This window comes from Bacillus cereus group sp. MG1 (assembly GCF_040460035.1).
Classification (GTDB): domain Bacteria; phylum Bacillota; class Bacilli; order Bacillales; family Bacillaceae_G; genus Bacillus_A; species Bacillus_A cereus.
Genome location: NZ_JARVGY010000001.1, coordinates 3090785 through 3109716 on the forward strand (window position 1 = coordinate 3090785; position 18932 = coordinate 3109716).

Sequence of the window (18932 nt, forward strand, 5' to 3'; positions counted from 1 at the left end):
ATGCTTTAGAAATATGAAGGAGGAAATTTCCTATGAAGAAGAAAACAGTTGGTTATTTAGCGATTGCAGGTGCTTTATCATTCGGAATCATTGGAGGAGTCGGTGTTCCGGCATTCGCGGCAACAAATACTCCAACAGCTGAGCAAGCGACAAAAACAGTGAAAAAAGATTTAGATGACGCTACAAAACAAAAAGTAAAAACGATTATGGACGATACAAAGAAACAGTTACAGGAACTAGGTGTAAAGCTTCCGGAGAAAGAGAAGCGTAAAGACATGTTTGCAGGATTAGATGAACAGGCGAAAGAAAAAGCGAAGTCAATTTTAGAGCAAGAGAAATCCGGAAAACTAACACGTGAACAAGCAAAAGAGGAATTAACAAAGTTAGGCGTAAAAATGCCGGAGAAAGGTAAGCGTGGAGACATGTTTGCTAACTTAGATGAGCAGGCGAAAGAGAAAGCGAAGTCGATTTTAGAGCAAAAGAAATCTGGAAAATTAACGCATGAGCAAGCAAAAGAGGAATTAACAAAGCTAGGCGTGAAAATGCCGGAGAAAGGTAAACATGGAGACATGTTTGCTAACTTAGATGAACAGGCAAAAGCAAAAGCAAAGTCAATTTTAGAGCAAAAGAAATCTGGAAAATTAACGCATGAGCAAGCAAAAGAAGAATTAACAAAATTAGGTGTGAAACTTCCAGAGAAAGAGAAGCATGAAGACATCTTTGCAGGATTAGATGAAGCAACAAAAACAAAAGCAAAAGCGATTTTAGACAATGAAAAGAAACAATTAGAGGCATTGAATGTTGATTTACCGCACCATAAGTTTTTTATGAAAAAAGATGAGAAATAATTGAATGAAGTCGTATCTTTCGTGTGGGGGCTTTCTTTTGAAAGACCTCCTTTTATTGTTGGCGTTTTTTGTTGGTAAATCGATATATTTGAAAAATCGCTGATATAATTTTTACAGCTACACTGCTCCAAAGATACGAGGGAATTAGAGAAATATTACAGCTTCTGTTATAATATAAGAAGATAAATATTTCCTATGTTATATAAAAAATATATTGATTTTTTCTAACAATTCAATATAATGAACAATAACTACAAAATTCGACATCAAGAAGTGATGATGAGGACACGATCAATTTTTTACGATTCTCAGAGAGGGAAGCCTTTGGCTGTGAGCTTCCTAATATGGAAAAATAGATTACCACCTCTGAACTGCAGCAGTGAACGAGCATCTAGTAATTGCTTGCCGGCAAAAACCGTTATTTAGACTTGAGAAATTGGTGAAGTGTGTTACTTTACGAATTGAAACAAGGGTGGAACCACGAATACAACACTCGTCCCTTTTTTAGGGAGGAGTGTTTTTTTATTTCATTTTTGCATCACACTAGGATTGGAAGGAGGATACGCAGCATGCATCATGATGAGAAGAACAAAATTGGTTTAACAGTAGCACTTTCTATCGTAGTAGGAACGATTATTGGATCTGGTGTGTTTATGAAACCAGGGAGCGTATTAGATTACTCGGGGAGTTCTAATATGGCCATTTTTGCTTGGGTAATTGGTGGTCTGTTGACGCTAGCAAGTGGTTTAACAGTAGCTGAAATTGGAGCGCAAATCCCGAAAAATGGTGGGTTGTATACGTATTTAGAGGAGATTTACGGAAGTTTTTGGGGATATTTATCAGGTTGGATGCAAACAATTGTTTATGGACCTGCTATTATCGGAACATTAGGTTTATACTTTAGTTCTTTAGTGATTAATTTTTTCTATTTAGATAAAGTGTGGAATTTACCAATCGCAATTGGAACGGTTGTGTTCCTTGGCGTTGTAAATAGTATGGGAACAAAATACGGAGGTATCGTTCAAACAATCACGACAATTGGGAAGATGATTCCGATTGTGTTAATTGTTGTGCTAGGTTTCTGGAAAGGGAATAGCGATATTTTTAACGTAGTTGTGCCGATATCGGAAAATCAAAGTATCGGTATGGCAATTTTAGCAACGTTATTTGCTTATGACGGCTGGATTTTACTTGCTTCGATTGGTGGAGAAATGAAGAATCCAACAAAGTTATTACCGAAAGCAATGACAGTAGGGATTTTAATCGTAACGGCTGCTTACGTATTAATTAACTTGGCATTATTAAATGTATTACCAGCAGCGAAAATTGTAGACCTTGGAGAAAATGCAACAGCGACAGCTGCAGGCATGTTACTTGGAGAATATGGCGGAAAAATTATTAGTATCGGTATTATCGTTTCTATTTTCGGCTGTTTAAATGGAAAGATTTTAACGTTCCCACGTATCCCAATGTCTATGGCAGAGCGTGGACAACTTCCATTTTCTAAGTTTATTGCAAAGGAAAGTCCGAGATTTAAAACACCAGCAAATGCGATTACTGTTGAAATCATTTTAGGAATTATTTTAATGATTATTAGTGATCCAAATAAGCTATCTGAGATTTCCGTATTCATTATTTATATTTTCTATGTAATGACGTTTATTGGTGTCTTCATTTTAAGAAAACGTAATAAGAATAAAGAGCGTGCATATAGTGTACCGTTATTCCCAATCGTACCAATCGTAGCGATTTTAGGTTCGTTTTTTGTAATTGGTAGTGCGATTATTAACGATCCAGTAAGTTGTTTCTTATCGATTGGAATTGTATTTACGGGACTTCCGGTGTATTGGTATTTAAATAAGAAGAAAGAAACAGAATGATGAAAAGGTAGGCGTATTATACGCCTACCTTTTTTACTGTAAAAAAATTGTACTTGCTTCCATTTTCTATTTTGGTTACTATAGTCGTAGTAACCAAAATAGAAAGCGTGGGGAAAGACTTGAATTTTCGTGTTTATATTTTAGCTATCGCGGCTTTTGTAGTCGGAACGGTTGAGCTAATTATAGGAGGAACGCTCGATTTAGTTGCCAATGATTTAGGAGTATCTATTAGCGCAGCTGGTCAGCTTATAACAATATTTTCGGTAGTATTTGCTTTGTCAGGTCCAGTTTTATTAGCTTTGACAGGGAAGTTTGAAAGAAAAACATTGTATGTTGGAGCATTATCGATTTTCTTAATCGGAAATATTATTTCGGCATTTAGTGTGAATTACGGAATGCTAATGTTCTCAAGGGTTATTTGTGCGGCGAGTGGTTCATTAATTATTGCACTATCGGTAACACTTGCTTCTAGTGTTGTAGAACCGCATTTTCGTGCGCGTGCAATTGGAATCATTTTCATGGGAATTAGCGGATCACTCGTACTTGGAGTACCGCTCGGTCTTGTGCTCGGAAATGCATACGGATGGCGTGCACCATTTGTATTAATTGCGGTATTAACAGTTATGGCAATTGCTTGTATTTCATTATTCTTAACGAAAGTACCACCGACATCGGTATTATCAATAAAAGAACAACTTGCTACTTTAAAAGATAAAAAAATTGTAAGTGCACAGTTAACATCATTTTTGTTTTTAACAGGGCATTTAACATTGTATGCATATTTAACACCGTTTTTAAAAGATGTCATGTATGTTGAAGCAAACTGGATTAGTGTGTTTTACTTTATTTTCGGAATCGCAGCAGTAATTGGTGGCGGATTCGGTGGCTGGCTTGCTGATAAATGGGGATCGAAGAAAAGTATTATTTCCATCATTATCGTATTTGCGTGTGCAATCTTCATACTGCCATTAATGACATTCTCATTCCCACTCTTCATCATTATGATGGGACTTTGGAGTATGCTGAGCTGGGCGATTTCACCAGCGCAACAAAACTATTTAATTGAAATTGCACCAGAATCAGCTGGTATTCAGCAAAGTTTAAATAACTCTGCCCTTCACTTAGGAATTGCACTTGGTTCAACAGTAGGCGGAGTTGTTATCGAAAAATCATCTGTTATATATAATGCTTGGGTAGGCGGTGGCTTTATTGTATTAGCACTGCTTTGCGCGATTTTCTCGATTACGAGAGGACGCTCTACTCAGTTCGTGAAAGAAGAATCTATCGTTTGATAGGTTCTTTTTTTATTTGTAAAAAATTGCAGGTTTTAGTAGAAAGGTGGAGAATTTGTATGTAGCGAGGTGATGTATATGTATACGAATTTTTCAATTATTGGTCTTCTAATTTCAATGCTCCCTTTGTTTCTTATTATTCTTGCACTTAGATGGGTTCGTTTCATCTATAAAAATTCAGAGAAACAAGTAGAGCAAAATGAGAAAATCATTGAGCTGTTGATGGAGATAAAGGAACAAAACGAAAAGGAGTCTAAGTGAAAAACTAGACTCCTTTTTATTATTTAATTAGTATCTTAATTTCATTAACAAACTCTTAATTTCCTCATCTTCCATAAAGAGGTCATGGTGTTTCTGGGTAATCTTTGCAAGTGCAACGTCATGATAGAAAAATTCTGTAAAGAACTTTACGAATGGTTGTGACATTGTTTTCATTGCTTGCCATGACTCTTGTTCTACGCCAGCAAATAAAATTTCACGATCGTCAACGATGAGTAGCAAGTAGCGCTCTAATGCATTAGGTTCTTCAGCTGGGATTAGAAAATGCATGTTTTCTAAGTCTGTTTCTACTTCTCCAACAATAAGGGATTCAATTTGAACACCTTGTTTTGCTTTTTGTTCTAGTAAAGGAAGATATTCTAAAAGAGTATCATTCCAAGCTGAAATACGGATTGATTCTTTTGCACTTTCAATGAGTTCCTTACTTTGAACTCGAATAGAAGATTGCATTTTTAAGCTCCACACACGGTCATCTGTAAATGATTTTTTTGATATATTTGTTTCCAGTTCTTTAATATTTGATTGGAATTCTGTCGTTAATTTTTCAATTGCTAGCTTTAGTGGTAATGCTGTATACAGTTTTTTCTTTTCTGAAACAGAATCCATTACCATTCCTTTATCGATTAGGCGTGCTAGCACTTCATATATTTTTGCTTTTGGAACACCTGAATGCTTCACAATCGTTGTAGCATCTAATGGTTCATTGCTTGATACGACAACTTCATAAGCTTGGCTTTCATATTGTGAGAAACCGAATTTTTGTAACATAGTTCCCTCCGAACGAATGAGATTATATTTTAAGGATAATGAACTATTTGTTTTTGCACAAGTGGTAGTCCGTTTTCTAATTGTATTAAGGTGAGAATTAATTTCAATTTTTTAATTTTATCTATTATACTTAATATAATGATTAATAAGATTTTAATTTAATGCGAAGGGGATGCTGGGGGGAAGATGTTAAGAAGTTTACGTTTAAAAATTGCGGTAGTGTTTTCAGTACTTATTTCTATGATGTTCGTAATATTGGGTACAGCTGTGTATCAATTACAGAAAGAAAAGGAAGTGCGTTCCTTAGACGAGTATTCTCAAAATGCGATGGATCTTGTGACAGAGCAACTTACGACATTTGTTCAAAGAACGGATGAAGATATGGGGTATTACGCGAACAGTGAGATGATTCGTAATATACTTCAAGGTGGGGTTACTCCAGAAGAGGAAGCGTTTTTAACGAAAGAGTTTGCAGAGTATAAAAAGAATCATCCTGGTATTTTAGATTTATATATTGGTACGAAAGATAAAAAAACATTAAGTGCCAATCTTGCTGAAGGTGGGCAAGTGCCAGAAGGATACGATCCAACGACAAGACCATGGTATAAAGATTCAGAGGCTGATGTAAAAAAGGTCCACTGGGGACAACCTTCTTATGAAATTGCAACAGGAAAGTTAAGTGTAGGTGTTTCTAAAGCAATTACAGCTCAAGATGGATCTGTATTAGGCGTTGTTGCGATGGATGTATCGCTTGGGACGATTCAGAAGTTGCTTCACAATATTCAATACAATAATGACGGAGAAATGTTTATTATAAATGATAAAAATATGGCTCTTGTTTATCCAGAAAAGATAGGGAAAGATGTTTCTAAAGAGCCGCTTATAAAGAGCTTAAATAAAGAGGTAACAAAATATGCGGTCAGTACAATAAAAGGTGAAGATGTAGTTGTTTACAGTCAATCATTTGATACGATGAAATGGACGATAGGAATCTTTTATCCGAAAGAAACAATCGATGGGCTATTAAATAGTACGAGAAATACAGTTATTATAATGGCATGTATTAGTTTATTAGTTGGAATCGTAGCTTCCTACTTGTTCTCAAGAAGATTAGCAAGACCACTGCAACTATTAAAGAATCACGTGCAAAAAGTAGCAGAAGGCGATTTAACGTTGCGAATGAAAGTGACAAGTAAAGATGAAGTTGGAGAGTTGACTAAGCACTTTAATGATATGGTTGAACAAATGAATGAAATGGTAAGTAAAATTAAAAACAGCGTATCAACGGTGCAACAATCAACGAATAGTTTACATTACTTAACGAATGAAACAGTAGCGGCTAGTAGAGAAGTTTCAGGAGCAATGGATGATGTGAGTGGAGGAGCCTCTACTCTTGCGAATGGTGTGGATGAAGTTTCAGCTCAGCTCGAGAATATGGCGGAGTCAGTGGAACAAATGAATAGCTCCGTTGGTGAAATAAAAGGAGTAGCTGGCAAAGCGGAAGAGGCATCTAAGCAAGGATTAAATACAATGAGGAATTTAATCCGTACGAGGGGACAATCATCTTCGATTGTTGTTCATACAGAAGAAGCATCGGATAAGTTAGAACAAAGAGTTGGATCGATTCAAAATGTTGTTGAGCTTATAAAAGGCATTTCGGATCAAACAAATTTACTTGCTTTAAATGCATCGATTGAAGCTGCCCGTGCAGGTGAGCAAGGTAAGGGATTTGCGGTTGTTGCTGAAGAGGTTCGGAAATTAGCGGAACAATCAAAAGAGGCAACCGGAGAAATCACAACGATGATTGGTGATGTACAATTAGAAGTAAAAAGGGTTGTAGAAGTTGTAAGTAAATTGAAAGACATTGCAGATGTACAAAATAAAGTGACGACAGAGGCGGAAATGGAGTTCCGCACAATTATGTCAGTTGTAAATACGATTAGTACTTCAGTTGAAAAAATTGTAGAAGAGGTACATAACATAGGTTACGAGCAAGGGGAAATTACAGCGGTAATGCATACAATTGCTGGTACGAGTCAAGAAAGTGCAGCTGTTTCTGAAGAGGTACATGCTGCAACGGAATCACAGGTGAATCATTTAGAAAAGGTAGCTCACACGATGGAAAGTTTGACAGAACATATGAGAGATTTAGAAAGATTAGTCGAGCAGTTTAAAGTGGAAGAGTAACATATTAGTAAAATGATGAGGATTTCGGTAAAATAGACAATGGATATATAAGAAACGATTATAGGAGGAAGACTACTATGGCAATTGTTGATGTATCGATTATTCCAGTAGGAACAGGTAATCCAAGTGTTAGTGAATATGTAGCAGAAGTACAAAAGGTGCTAGAGAAAAATGCGGATCGCGTGAAGTATCAATTAACACCGATGAATACAATTATTGAAGGAGATCTTCCTGTCATTCTAGAAGTAATTCAACAAATGCATGAAGTTCCATATACGAAAGGTGCACAGCGTGTTGCAACAACTATTCGTATTGATGATCGTCGTGATAAAGTAAGCACAATGGAGAAAAAATTAAACTCTGTTCGATCAAAATTATAAAGAAAAGCAGCGATTTTCGCTGCTTTTTTCATATAGGGGGTAAATAAAATGAGTGAAAAGTTTAACGAGCAGTTTGATGGTTTACTGGAGAAATACACTGAGCTGTTACTTGGAGAGAGCAATGAAGAGAGAAAAGAACAGGTACAGAAGTGGGCACTGTATTCTTACATAGCTAAGACGATGCCAGCTTTAGTAAAGCATTGGAATGAAACTTATCCAGATGCGAAAGAAGAGATGGTGCAGTTAATTACAGATATTAAAAGGCTGAATGAAGAGAAGCGAAATGAGCAATAAAAAAACTTGAGGGAAATATAATCGTAAGTTTTCTGTATTAATATCCTTATATAATTTACATGGAATATAAAGGGTTTTATAGGCATGTCGAATATTTTCGACATGCCTATTTTATGCCTATTAAACTCCACTTTTCTAAATGTCGAAAAATATTTCAGTTATATTTATAAGCGAAAATATAGGGTTTTAAATGTTTTTATAGTATTTTATAAATTATCTAAATAATTATTTGTATCCAATAATTTTAAATAATGATATAATTTTGAAGAGGGGTAAAAAACAGATAAATTACAGTCATAGGGGTGAATTACATGGAACAATTAATGCGAAATTCGTTTCTTTTCTTGTCAAAAAATAAAGCGCTAACAAAACTGGCTAAAAAGTACGGTTTACGCTTTGGTGCAGGTCGCTTTGTCGCAGGGGAGACAATTGAATTAGCGACAGCAGCTATTAAACAATTGAACAAGCAAGGACTTTGTGTAACAATCGATTATTTAGGGGAATTCGTTGATAATGAAGCGGAAGCAAATGAAATGGCTAACCAATCGATTGAAGCGATCCGTGCAATTGGAAGAGAAGGTCTTGATTCGCAGCTTTCTTTAAAGATGACTTCTATGGGATTAGATATCTCTGATGAAATCGTAATGAACAATATGCGCCGTATTTTAGAAGCGGCGAAAGAAAATGGTGTGTTCGTTACCATTGATATGGAAGACTATACACGCTGTGGTAAAACAATTGATATCTTTAAACAATTAAAATCTGAATACGATAATATTGGTACTGTTATTCAAGCTTACCTATATCGTACAGAAAAAGATATTGAAGATTTAAATGCTTATAATCCGAATTTACGTCTTGTAAAAGGTGCTTATAAAGAACCTGAAGAAGTGGCGTTCCCAGACAAGAAAGATGTAGATGACAATTATAAAAAAATTATTAAAATGCACTTATTAAATGGAAATTATACTGCAATTGCTTCACATGACGAAGCGATTATTGAATATACAAAAAAACTTGCTGAAGAACACAACATTCCAAGGGATCAATTTGAATTCCAAATGTTATATGGTATTCGTAATGAGCGTCAACTTGAGCTAGTAAAAGAAGGCTACAAAATGCGTGTTTACGTACCTTATGGAAACGACTGGTATGGATATTTCATGCGTCGTCTAGCAGAGCGTCCAGCAAACGTTGCGTTCGTATTAAAAGGTATGGTTAAAAAATAACCAAGGAGAAAATACTCCTTGGTTATTTTAATTGCTGAAATGCATAATGTGCCATTTTCTTCGTATCAGGATACAGTTGCTTGCGGGTAGAAGATAATACAACATTAATGACACGTTTACCGTCTTTTTCATCCACTGTTACGACTGTATATTTGCCAAGTGCTGATAGACCGCTTTTACTTCCAATCGCATATGGATCGTCATATAGTTCTTCTCGTCCGTAGTTTGCGATGTTTGGAGAGCGTTCTGAAGTATGTAGAGTTGTACGCGTTGAATTCATATATTCTAAAACAACTGGATACTTTAATGCTTCTTTCGTAATAATAGCAATGTCATATGGCGATACTTTATTTCCAAGTGCATCAGCACCACTTGCGTTTTTGAAAGTCGCATGCTTTGTACCAAGTTCCTTCGCTCTAGCATTCATCATTTTTACAAATTCATTTTTTGATCCTGCAATATGTTCTGCGATGGATTCAGCTATTGGATCTGCACTAATGATAAGCATAAGTTTTAATGCCTCATCACGCTTTAATTTTTCTCCAGCACGAAGTTTAATTTTCTTGCTTTGACTTTCTGTTTTAATTGCGTTTTCTGTAACTGTAATTTCTTCATCTTCTTTTACATTCTCTAGTAAAAGAAGGGTTGTCATCATTTTGGCTATACTAGCCGGATAAGAGCGTTCGTCTTCACGTTTCCCATACAAAATTTCACCTGTGTCTGCATCGATTGTAACTCCGTATTGCCCAGTAATGTTGGGTTGATCAGCTCTTACAGCTTGTTGTCTTTGTGCATAAGAGAAGAAAATCATCCCTGTAAATAGTGTAGCAATCATTACAATCATAACTATTGTTCGTTTCATTATAATTCCCTCATTTGTTACAAATAAATTGGGCAGAAAAAGCAGCCATTAATCATTATGCCACGTTCTCTGCCCAAAAATATAGCGTTATTTTTCGCCCATATTATGCTTTTTATATTGTTGGTTATTACCTTGACGTCCTTTTTCCACGCCGTGGTTATGCGGACCTGCATTTCCAGTTACACTAGCTGCACTAATTCCAGCCTTTGAAGGGTTCTTCTTAAGTTTTGCCATATATATTCCTCCAGTTTCGTCAGATTATAAAAAGGGAAAGTGTATTTTAGTGAAGAAAATACATATATAGCATGGCCAAATGAAAGAAAAATATTTATTTCAGAAAATTTTATCAATAAATATATTGCGAAAATTTAAACAGTATCATATATTTATTAGTAGAGGCTCACTCATTGATTGCGACTTATGTCGAAAAATTGAATGAGCATTCATTCAAGAATAGGGGGAGAATTGGATGTTCCAAATTAAAAAGGCTGCTGTTCTAGGTTCAGGCGTAATGGGTTCGGGAATTGCGGCACACTTAGCTAATATTGGTATTCCGACATTATTGCTTGATATTGTACCACCTGCGCTTACAAAAGAAGAAGAAGCGAAGGGACTTACATTAGAACATAAAAGTGTGAGAAATCGTTTTAGTAATACGGCTGTGCAAAAACTATTAAAGCAAAAACCAGCTCCTCTGACAGTGAAAGGAAATCTAGCACTGATTGAAGCAGGTAACTTAGAAGATGATCTTGAGCGTCTAGCTGATGTAGATTGGATTATTGAAGTAGTAGTTGAAAACTTAGATATTAAAAAGAAATTATTTGAAAAAGTAGACGCTGTTCGTAAACCGGGCTCAATTGTAAGCTCGAATACGTCAGGCATTTCAGTTGAAAAAATGGCAGAAGGTCGTTCAGACGACTTCCAGAAACACTTCTTAGGCACACACTTTTTTAACCCACCACGATATTTAAAACTTCTAGAGGTAATACCGACGAAAGAAACAGATCCACAAGTATTAAGCTTCATGAAACTATTTGGCGAAGACGTTCTTGGAAAAGGCGTTGTTATCGCAAAAGATACACCAAACTTTATTGGAAACCGCATCGGTACGTATGGTTTACTTGTTACTCTTCAAGAGATGGTAAAACGCGGCTATAGCATTGGGGAAGTTGATTCTGTAACAGGCCCACTTATTGGTCGTCCGAAGAGCGCAACGTTCCGCACATTAGATGTTGTCGGTTTAGATACATTCGTACACGTTGCAAATAACGTATATGAAAATGTGCAAGAAGAAGAGCGTGATGTATTTAAAGTACCAGCTTTCATGCATGACATGCTTGAGAAAAAATGGCTTGGAAGTAAAACGGGGCAAGGCTTCTTCTTAAAACAAGGAAAAGAAATTTTAGAATTAAATCCTGAAACGATGGAATACGAAGCGCGTAAAAAATTAAAAGCTGCATCCGTAGAGTTAAGTAAACAAGAAAAAGGATTAGCGAATAAATTGAAAGCGCTTGTATACGCGAAAGACCGTGCAGGAGAGTTATTATGGAACATCATTACACCAACTCTTTTATACTCTGCAAAACTTCATAAAGAAATTGCTGACGATATCGTTGCAATTGACCAAGCGATGAAGTGGGGCTTCGGCTGGGAGCAAGGGCCATTTGAAGTGTGGGATGCAATCGGCGTTGAAAAATCTGTTCAAAAGATGGAAGAAAACGGCGTAGTTGTTCCTACTTGGGTGAAAGAAATGTTAGAGAAAGGTTTCACTACTTTCTATAAACATGATAACGGCGATAGCTACTATTACGATAATGGCGAATATAAGCTAATCGAGCGTAATAAAAAAGCAATTTCTCTTAAGCAATTAAAAGCAAAAAATGGTGTATTAAAGAAAAATAGCGGAGCGAGCTTAATTGATTTAGGCGACGGCATCCTTTGCTTAGAGTTCCATTCGAAGAGCAATGCAATCGGTATGGATATTACGCAAATGATTAACTACGCTGTTGATGAAGTAGAAAAGAATTATAAAGGTCTTGTTATCGGTAACCAATCGAAGAACTTCTGCGTTGGTGCGAACCTAGCAATGATCTTAATGGAAGCACAAGACGACAACTACTTTGAAATTGAGTGGGTTGTGAAAAACTTCCAAGATGCAATGACGAAAATTAAGTACTCTTCTAAGCCAGTTGTAGCAGCACCATATGGTATGACGCTTGGCGGAGGTACAGAAGTTTGCTTACCAGCAGCGAGCATTCAAGCTTCTAGTGAAACGTATATGGGCTTAGTAGAAGTTGGTGTTGGCTTAATCCCTGGCGGAGGCGGTAATAAAGAGCTATACATTAAACACTTAAACAAAATGGCAAACGGTGTAGAGTTTGATCTGCAAAAAGTTGCAAATAAAGTGTTCGAAACAGTCGCAATGGCGAAAGTTTCAACTTCAGGACAAGAAGCAGTTTCTCATAACTTCTTAGGTGATAAAGATGGTATTAGTGTGAATGGTGATCACTTACTATACGATGCGAAACAGAAAGCACTTGCTTTATATGAAGCTGGTTATAAAGCGCCGATCCGTAAAAAGATACCAGTTGTTGGGGAAACAGGATATGCAACTCTTGCACTTGGTGCGGAAGCAATGCATTTATCTGGTTACATTTCAGAGTACGATCTTCACATTGCTAAGAAACTTGCATATGTCATTGCGGGCGGAAAAGTGCCGTACGGAACAGAGGTTGATGAGCAATATTTATTAGATGTAGAACGTGAAGCATTTATTAGCTTAGTAAGTGAGATGAAATCACAAGCAAGAATGCAGCACATGCTTGTAAAAGGAAAGCCATTACGTAACTAATAACGAGGGGAGATATCGTTCATGAGAGAAGCTGTCATTGTTGCGGGAGCAAGAACACCAATTGGAAAAGCAAAGAGGGGTTCATTAAAAACAGTTCGTCCTGACGATCTAGGGGCGTTAGTAGTAAAGGAAACGTTAAAGCGTGCGAATTATGAAGGACCAATCGATGATTTAATTTTCGGTTGTGCGATGCCAGAAGCAGAGCAAGGTTTAAATATGGCTCGTAATATCGGCGGATTAGCAGGACTTTCTTACGATGTTCCAGCTATTACGATTAACCGTTACTGTTCTTCAGGTTTACAAAGTATCGCTTACGGAGCTGAGCGTATTATGCTTGGTCACTCTGAAGCTGTATTATCAGGCGGAGCAGAATCAATGAGTTTAGTTCCAATGATGGGACACGTTGTTCGTCCGAATAGTCGCCTTGTAGAAGCGGCTCCAGAATATTATATGGGTATGGGACATACAGCAGAGCAAGTTGCTGTGAAATATGGAATTTCTCGTGAAGAGCAAGATGCATTTGCAGTAAGAAGTCATCAACGTGCTGCGAAAGCATTAGCTGCAGGAAACTTTGCTGATGAAACAGTACCTGTAGATGTGACGTTACGCTCGGTTGGATCAAACAATAAACTTCAAGAAGAAACAATCACTTTCGCACAAGACGAAGGTGTAAGAGCAGAGACGACACTAGACATTTTAGGAAAATTACGTCCAGCATTTAACGTTCGCGGTTCTGTAACGGCTGGTAACTCTTCACAAATGAGTGATGGTGCAGCATCTGTATTATTAATGGATCGCGAAAAAGCAGTGAGCGATGGCATGAAGCCACTTGCGAAATTCCGTTCATTTGCAGTAGCTGGCGTACCACCAGAAGTAATGGGAATCGGCCCAATCGCTGCAATTCCAAAAGCGTTAAAACTAGCTGGCTTAGAGTTATCTGATATTGGCTTATTCGAACTAAATGAAGCATTTGCTTCTCAATCCATTCAAGTTATTCGTGAACTTGGTTTAGATGAAGAAAAAGTAAACGTAAACGGTGGTGCAATCGCACTTGGACATCCACTTGGCTGTACAGGAGCAAAACTAACACTATCTCTTATTCACGAAATGAAACGCCGCAACGAACAATTTGGTATCGTAACAATGTGTATCGGCGGCGGAATGGGAGCAGCGGGAGTATTTGAATTACTTTAAAAAGTGCAGGTGGCTCGTTTAGAACAGGAGGGCGTTGGAAGCCTTGACGAAGAGGCGCTTTTTGCCTCACAGGAAGGGGTGAAACGACCGACTGTTTTAGCCACTGGAACTGGATTATGAAAAAAAGTGGAAGCGGCTTGTTCAGAATGTGAGGGGGATGGAGCTTCAGACGTAGAGGCGCTCTTTGCCTCGTAGGAAGAAGCGAAGCCACCGAACATTCTAGCCGCTGGAACTGGATTATAAAAAAAATGGAAGCAACAAAGGTTTATAAAAACAAAAGGGAGAGCCAGCTTCTTTCAAAAAGAGAGAAGCGGCTCATGAAAATATGAAGGAGGAAATTTTCATGGAAAAAACAGTAGGAAATGCGGTTAAAGGCGGTAGCTTTTTAGTAGATGAGATTACGATTGATCAAGTGTTTACGCCAGAAGATTTTTCATCTGAGCATAAAATGATTGCTAAAACGACAGAGGACTTTATCGTAAATGAAGTTCTTCCAGAGCTTGAATATTTAGAGCAACATGAGTTTGATCGTTCAGTTCGTCTTTTAAAAGAAGCTGGAGAACTTGGTTTATTAGGCGCTGACGTACCAGAAGAGTACGGCGGAATTGGTCTTGATAAAGTAAGCTCAGCGTTAATCGCAGAGAAATTCTCTCGCGCTGGTGGTTTTGCAATTACTCACGGTGCTCACGTAGGTATCGGATCTTTACCAATCGTATTATTCGGTAACGAAGAGCAAAAGAAAAAGTATTTACCATTACTTGCAACTGGTGAAAAATTAGCTGCATACGCATTAACAGAGCCAGGTTCAGGATCTGACGCATTAGGCGCAAAAACAACTGCACGTTTAAATGCAGAAGGTACACATTATGTATTAAACGGTGAAAAACAGTGGATTACAAACTCTGCATTCGCTGACGTATTCGTTGTATATGCAAAAATAGATGGCGAGCACTTCTCAGCATTTATCGTAGAGAAAGACTACGCTGGCGTATCTACAAGCCCAGAAGAAAAGAAAATGGGTATTAAATGTTCTTCAACTCGTACGTTAATTTTAGAAGATGCGTTAGTACCGAAAGAAAACTTACTTGGCGAAATCGGTAAAGGTCATATTATCGCATTCAACATTTTAAATATCGGTCGTTATAAATTAGGTGTTGGTACAGTTGGATCTGCGAAACGTGCAGTAGAAATTTCAGCACAATATGCAAACCAACGTCAACAGTTCAAACAACAAATCGCTCGCTTCCCATTAATTCAAGAGAAACTTGCGAATATGGCAGCAAAAACATATGCAGCTGAAAGCTCTGTATATCGTACAGTAGGTTTATTCGAAAGCCGCATGAGCACATTATCTGAAGAAGAAGTAAAAGATGGTAAAGCAGTAGCAGCTTCTATCGCTGAATATGCAATCGAGTGCTCTTTAAACAAAGTATTTGGTTCTGAAGTATTAGACTATACAGTAGATGAAGGTGTTCAAATTCACGGTGGTTACGGATTTATGGCAGAATACGAGATTGAAAGAATGTACCGTGATTCTCGTATTAACCGTATTTTCGAAGGAACGAACGAAATTAACCGCCTAATTGTACCAGGTACGTTCTTACGTAAAGCGATGAAAGGTGAATTACCACTTCTTCAAAAAGCACAAAAATTACAAGAAGAGTTAATGATGATGATGCCAGAAGAAGTAGGCGATGAGCCATTAGCACTTCAAAAGTATTTAGTAACTAATGCGAAGAAAATCGGCTTAATGGTAGCTGGATTAGCGGCTCAAAAATACGGTAAAGCATTAGATAAAGAGCAAGAAATTCTTGTGAATATCGCTGACATCGTAAGCAACCTATACGCAATGGAGTCAGCTGTTCTTCGTACAGAAAAAGCAATTAAAACAACTGGTCTTGAAAAGAATAAACAAAAAGTGTTATACACTGAAGTATTCTGCCAAGAAGCATTCAACGAAATCGAAGCAGATGCGAAAGAAACACTTATCGCAGTTGAAAATGGCGACATGCTGCGCATGATGTTATCATCATTACGTAAATTAACTCGCCACACACCACTTAACGTAATTCCGAAGAAACGTGAAATCGCTGCGAAAATTTTAGAAGATGAGCGTTATACAGTTTAATATCTTTAAAGAACAGTAGTCGTTTATACGGCTACTGTTCTTTTTTTTGAAAAAAAGAAATTTTTTAGTGGTATAAAACTAATGCTATTAGTATAATAAAACTAATGGCATTAATTTTCGTGAAAAGGGAGATGGGACTATGAGGATGATACATGAAAAAACGTTATATCAATTGTCATTTTTGCCAAGAGCGTTTCCTGTAAATTGTTACTTTGTAGAGGAAGAAGATGGTTTAACTTTAATTGATGCGGCTTTGCCATATAGCGCAAAAGGTATTTTACAGGCGGCTGAGAAAATAGGAAAACCAATTACTAAAATTGTATTAACACATGCGCATGATGATCACATCGGTGCATTAGATGCATTAAAGGAAGTACTTCCTCATGTTCCAGTCTATATTTCTAAGCGGGACGCAAAGCTGTTAGAAGGAGATACGACGTTACAAAAGGATGAACCGAATATACCGATAAAAGGCGGTGTACCTAAAAAAGTAAAAACGGTACCTGATGTTTTATTAGAAGATGGCGACCGAGTTGGATCGCTTCTTGCAATTATGACACCGGGACATACACCAGGATCCATGTCGTTTCTTGATGTACGGAATAAAGCTCTTATTGTTGGGGATGCATTCCAAACAAGAGGAGGTATGGCTGTTTCGGGACAAATGAAATTTTGGTTTCCGTTTCCTGCGATGGCAACGTGGAGCAAAGAAATATCATTACAAAGTGCAGAGAAGTTAAGCGAATATGAGCCTTCCTTACTTGCGGCAGGACATGGGAAAATGATAAAGAATCCAGACACTGTCATAAAACTTGCTATTAAGGAAGCTAAGCGGAATATAGAAAGTAAGAAAGAGGGGTAATTTATGTCACCGAGAATCGGACTTACATTACAAAAAATTGTAGAAACAGCGGCAGAAATTGCAGATACAAATGGAATACAAGAAGTAACGTTAGCTTCATTAGCGCAAAGGTTAGGGATACGTTCGCCCTCACTATATAATCATGTAAAAGGGTTACAAGATGTACGGAAAAATCTTGGTATTTACGGAATCAAACAGCTGCATAACAGACTAGAAGAAGCTACTGAGGGTAAATATACGGACGAAGCAATTCATGCATTAGGAGAAGCGTATGTAGCATTTGTCCGAAAACATCCTGGACTATATGAAGCAACTTTTTTACGAGATGAAGAAGTAAGAAAAGCAGGTGACGGAATTGTAAAGCTTTGTCTTCAAGTATTACAACAGTATGGCTTAGAAGGAGAGAATGCACTTCATGCGACACGCGGATTCAGAAGTATTTGTCATGGATTTGCGTCGATTGAACAGCAAGGGGGATTTGGTTTGCCGCTAGATTTAGATACGAGTTTACATGTATTGTTGGAAACGTTTATTAAAGGATTACGTGAATAAGAAGCAAAGCAAACAAAAACCTTAGAAGTGATTCTAAGGTTTTTTTGTGCATATGATTCGAAAAGAATGGTAGGCTTTTTCTTATGAAATGATATTATTTTGCAGGTTTGAAAAATGTATATATCGCTAAGAAAAAGCAAACGAAACTGAATACGATGGGGTCTTGATAGGGACTAGGCTCAGAGCCCTTCTGGATTTCTGTAAGGAAGTCATGTGTTTTCATGTTTATTGCTCCTTTATATAAGAATACTTTTAATGAAGCTAATACTTACTAATAGAGTTGCACTAATAAACAATAGGAAAAATGTAGTGTTACGATTTTTATAATTGTTAAGTGCTATAAATAGAAAGCAAATGAGAAATAACATATGTAAAGCTATAGAAGTGAATAACGGCTTTAAATTTAATATATCAATCAACAGTTTTACATAGAGGATTGCGTAAATGATAAAGAAGATAACTTTAACATATTTTTGCATGAGCACACCTTCCTACCATGGTTTGTTTGAGGATTATACTGTTATTATAAGGTTAGCTTTTGAATATTTGTATTTTTCTGTAATTATAACATTTTTTTGTATTTATAAATAGATGTGATTGATTTGAAATGTAAGAAAGCTTTTTCATGAATACGATTTAAAAAGAACAGAATACTAAAGGAGAATGAAAGAAGAAAGGTAGGAGTATTCCATGCAAAATTTAACAGAGCTTGAAGTAGAAAACTTACGTCATTTAATTGGTGGACACGCAACAATTATTAACAAGTTGGAGCAGTATGCACAGACGTGTACAGATCCACAATTGAAACAAATGTTACAAAAGGATGCGCAAGATGCACGAAATACGAAACAGCAATTAATGACTTTCCTAGGATAGGAGGAAGCGGAACATGAATGAAAAAGATATGGTAAATGATTATTTAGCAGGATTAAATGCAAGTTTAACAAGTTATGCAAATTATATTGCTCAGTCTGATAATGAACAGTTACACCAAACGTTAATTCAAATTCGTAATCAAGATGAAATGCGCCAACGTAATATGTATGAGTACGCAAAGCAAAAAAGTTATTACAAACCGGCAGCACCTGCGAATCCGATGATTGTGCAGCAATTAAAAAGTCAATTAAGTGCGGAATAACAGGAAAAAGAAGACGAGCGAATTTATTCGCTCGTCTTCTTTTTTATATGTCAATAAATACATAATAAATATTTTTCCAGCTGTAACAAATATGACGAAAATGGAATATAACAATTCACAAAAAGGACAAACGATTTGCTCAATATTTCACAAAGTATCCATGGTTTCTATCGTGAGAACCTTTATAA

General features: G+C 36.9%; 18 protein-coding genes and 1 other annotated feature. Of the genes, 15 read left to right on the forward strand and 3 right to left on the reverse strand.

Annotation, left to right across the window (positions count from 1 at the left end; all coding sequences use genetic code 11):
- The first annotated feature begins 32 nt into the window (after positions 1-32).
- The 4 genes from QCI79_RS16005 (at position 33) to QCI79_RS16020 (ending at position 4281) form a co-directional block, all read left to right on the forward strand.
- Entirely contained in the window at positions 33-848 is an 816-nt protein-coding gene (locus QCI79_RS16005; protein ID WP_000730884.1) for a hypothetical protein, read from the forward strand.
- 267 nt (positions 849-1115) lie between these two features.
- Positions 1116-1352 (forward strand) — a binding site (T-box leader).
- Between the two features lie 65 nt (positions 1353-1417).
- Positions 1418-2728 carry an APC family permease gene (locus QCI79_RS16010; protein WP_021727548.1) on the forward strand — a complete coding sequence of 437 codons (1311 nt, stop codon included), beginning with the start codon at positions 1418-1420 and terminating at the stop codon, positions 2726-2728.
- Positions 2729-2835: 107 nt separating this feature from the next.
- On the forward strand, positions 2836-4020 hold the full coding sequence (locus QCI79_RS16015) for an MFS transporter (RefSeq protein ID WP_003285707.1): 1185 nt from the start codon (positions 2836-2838) through the stop codon (positions 4018-4020).
- A gap of 78 nt (positions 4021-4098) precedes the next feature.
- Positions 4099-4281 carry a hypothetical protein gene (locus QCI79_RS16020; RefSeq protein ID WP_000288473.1) on the forward strand — a complete coding sequence of 61 codons (183 nt, stop codon included), beginning with the start codon at positions 4099-4101 and terminating at the stop codon, positions 4279-4281.
- 27 nt (positions 4282-4308) lie between these two features.
- Here QCI79_RS16020 and QCI79_RS16025 read toward each other — a convergent pair whose 3' ends face one another.
- A complete protein-coding gene (locus QCI79_RS16025) occupies positions 4309-5067 on the reverse strand; it encodes a TrmB family transcriptional regulator (protein WP_000939479.1) in 759 nt (252 codons plus the stop codon).
- Between the two features lie 186 nt (positions 5068-5253).
- On the opposite strand from QCI79_RS16025, the gene QCI79_RS16030 reads away from it, so the two are divergent.
- The 4 genes from QCI79_RS16030 (at position 5254) to QCI79_RS16045 (ending at position 9157) form a co-directional block, all read left to right on the forward strand.
- Positions 5254-7254: a methyl-accepting chemotaxis protein gene (locus tag QCI79_RS16030; protein ID WP_000946354.1), complete on the forward strand. Its 2001-nt coding sequence runs from the start codon at positions 5254-5256 to the stop codon at positions 7252-7254.
- Between the two features lie 77 nt (positions 7255-7331).
- Positions 7332-7634: an MTH1187 family thiamine-binding protein gene (locus QCI79_RS16035; protein ID WP_001018860.1), complete on the forward strand. Its 303-nt coding sequence runs from the start codon at positions 7332-7334 to the stop codon at positions 7632-7634.
- Between the two features lie 48 nt (positions 7635-7682).
- Positions 7683-7928: a YusU family protein gene (locus tag QCI79_RS16040; RefSeq protein ID WP_001290594.1), complete on the forward strand. Its 246-nt coding sequence runs from the start codon at positions 7683-7685 to the stop codon at positions 7926-7928.
- 311 nt (positions 7929-8239) lie between these two features.
- On the forward strand, positions 8240-9157 hold the full coding sequence (locus tag QCI79_RS16045) for a proline dehydrogenase family protein (RefSeq protein WP_000436772.1): 918 nt from the start codon (positions 8240-8242) through the stop codon (positions 9155-9157).
- A 22-nt stretch (positions 9158-9179) separates the two neighbouring features.
- Here QCI79_RS16045 and QCI79_RS16050 read toward each other — a convergent pair whose 3' ends face one another.
- A complete protein-coding gene (locus tag QCI79_RS16050; protein ID WP_000831461.1) occupies positions 9180-10019 on the reverse strand; it encodes a D-alanyl-D-alanine carboxypeptidase family protein in 840 nt (279 codons plus the stop codon).
- 87 nt (positions 10020-10106) lie between these two features.
- The gene (locus QCI79_RS16055; RefSeq protein ID WP_001096344.1) at positions 10107-10253 is read right to left on the reverse strand and encodes a YuzL family protein; all 147 of its coding nucleotides are present in this window, start codon (positions 10251-10253) and stop codon (positions 10107-10109) included.
- A 235-nt stretch (positions 10254-10488) separates the two neighbouring features.
- Between QCI79_RS16055 and QCI79_RS16060 the strand changes: the two genes are divergently transcribed.
- The 7 genes from QCI79_RS16060 (at position 10489) to QCI79_RS16090 (ending at position 18744) form a co-directional block, all read left to right on the forward strand.
- A complete protein-coding gene (locus tag QCI79_RS16060) occupies positions 10489-12870 on the forward strand; it encodes a 3-hydroxyacyl-CoA dehydrogenase/enoyl-CoA hydratase family protein (RefSeq protein ID WP_000486378.1) in 2382 nt (793 codons plus the stop codon).
- Positions 12871-12891: 21 nt separating this feature from the next.
- Positions 12892-14064, forward strand: a complete 1173-nt coding sequence (locus tag QCI79_RS16065; RefSeq protein ID WP_001206324.1) for an acetyl-CoA C-acetyltransferase — start codon at positions 12892-12894, stop codon at positions 14062-14064.
- A 343-nt stretch (positions 14065-14407) separates the two neighbouring features.
- Positions 14408-16192: an acyl-CoA dehydrogenase family protein gene (locus tag QCI79_RS16070; protein ID WP_021727547.1), complete on the forward strand. Its 1785-nt coding sequence runs from the start codon at positions 14408-14410 to the stop codon at positions 16190-16192.
- Between the two features lie 139 nt (positions 16193-16331).
- Positions 16332-17054, forward strand: a complete 723-nt coding sequence (locus QCI79_RS16075) for an MBL fold metallo-hydrolase (RefSeq protein ID WP_001242325.1) — start codon at positions 16332-16334, stop codon at positions 17052-17054.
- Positions 17055-17057: 3 nt separating this feature from the next.
- Entirely contained in the window at positions 17058-17606 is a 549-nt protein-coding gene (locus QCI79_RS16080) for a TetR/AcrR family transcriptional regulator (RefSeq protein WP_000074939.1), read from the forward strand.
- Between the two features lie 690 nt (positions 17607-18296).
- Positions 18297-18482: a hypothetical protein gene (locus QCI79_RS16085; protein ID WP_001180555.1), complete on the forward strand. Its 186-nt coding sequence runs from the start codon at positions 18297-18299 to the stop codon at positions 18480-18482.
- 13 nt (positions 18483-18495) lie between these two features.
- The gene (locus tag QCI79_RS16090; protein WP_001002987.1) at positions 18496-18744 is read left to right on the forward strand and encodes a spore coat protein; all 249 of its coding nucleotides are present in this window, start codon (positions 18496-18498) and stop codon (positions 18742-18744) included.
- The last annotated feature ends 188 nt before the right edge of the window (positions 18745-18932 follow it).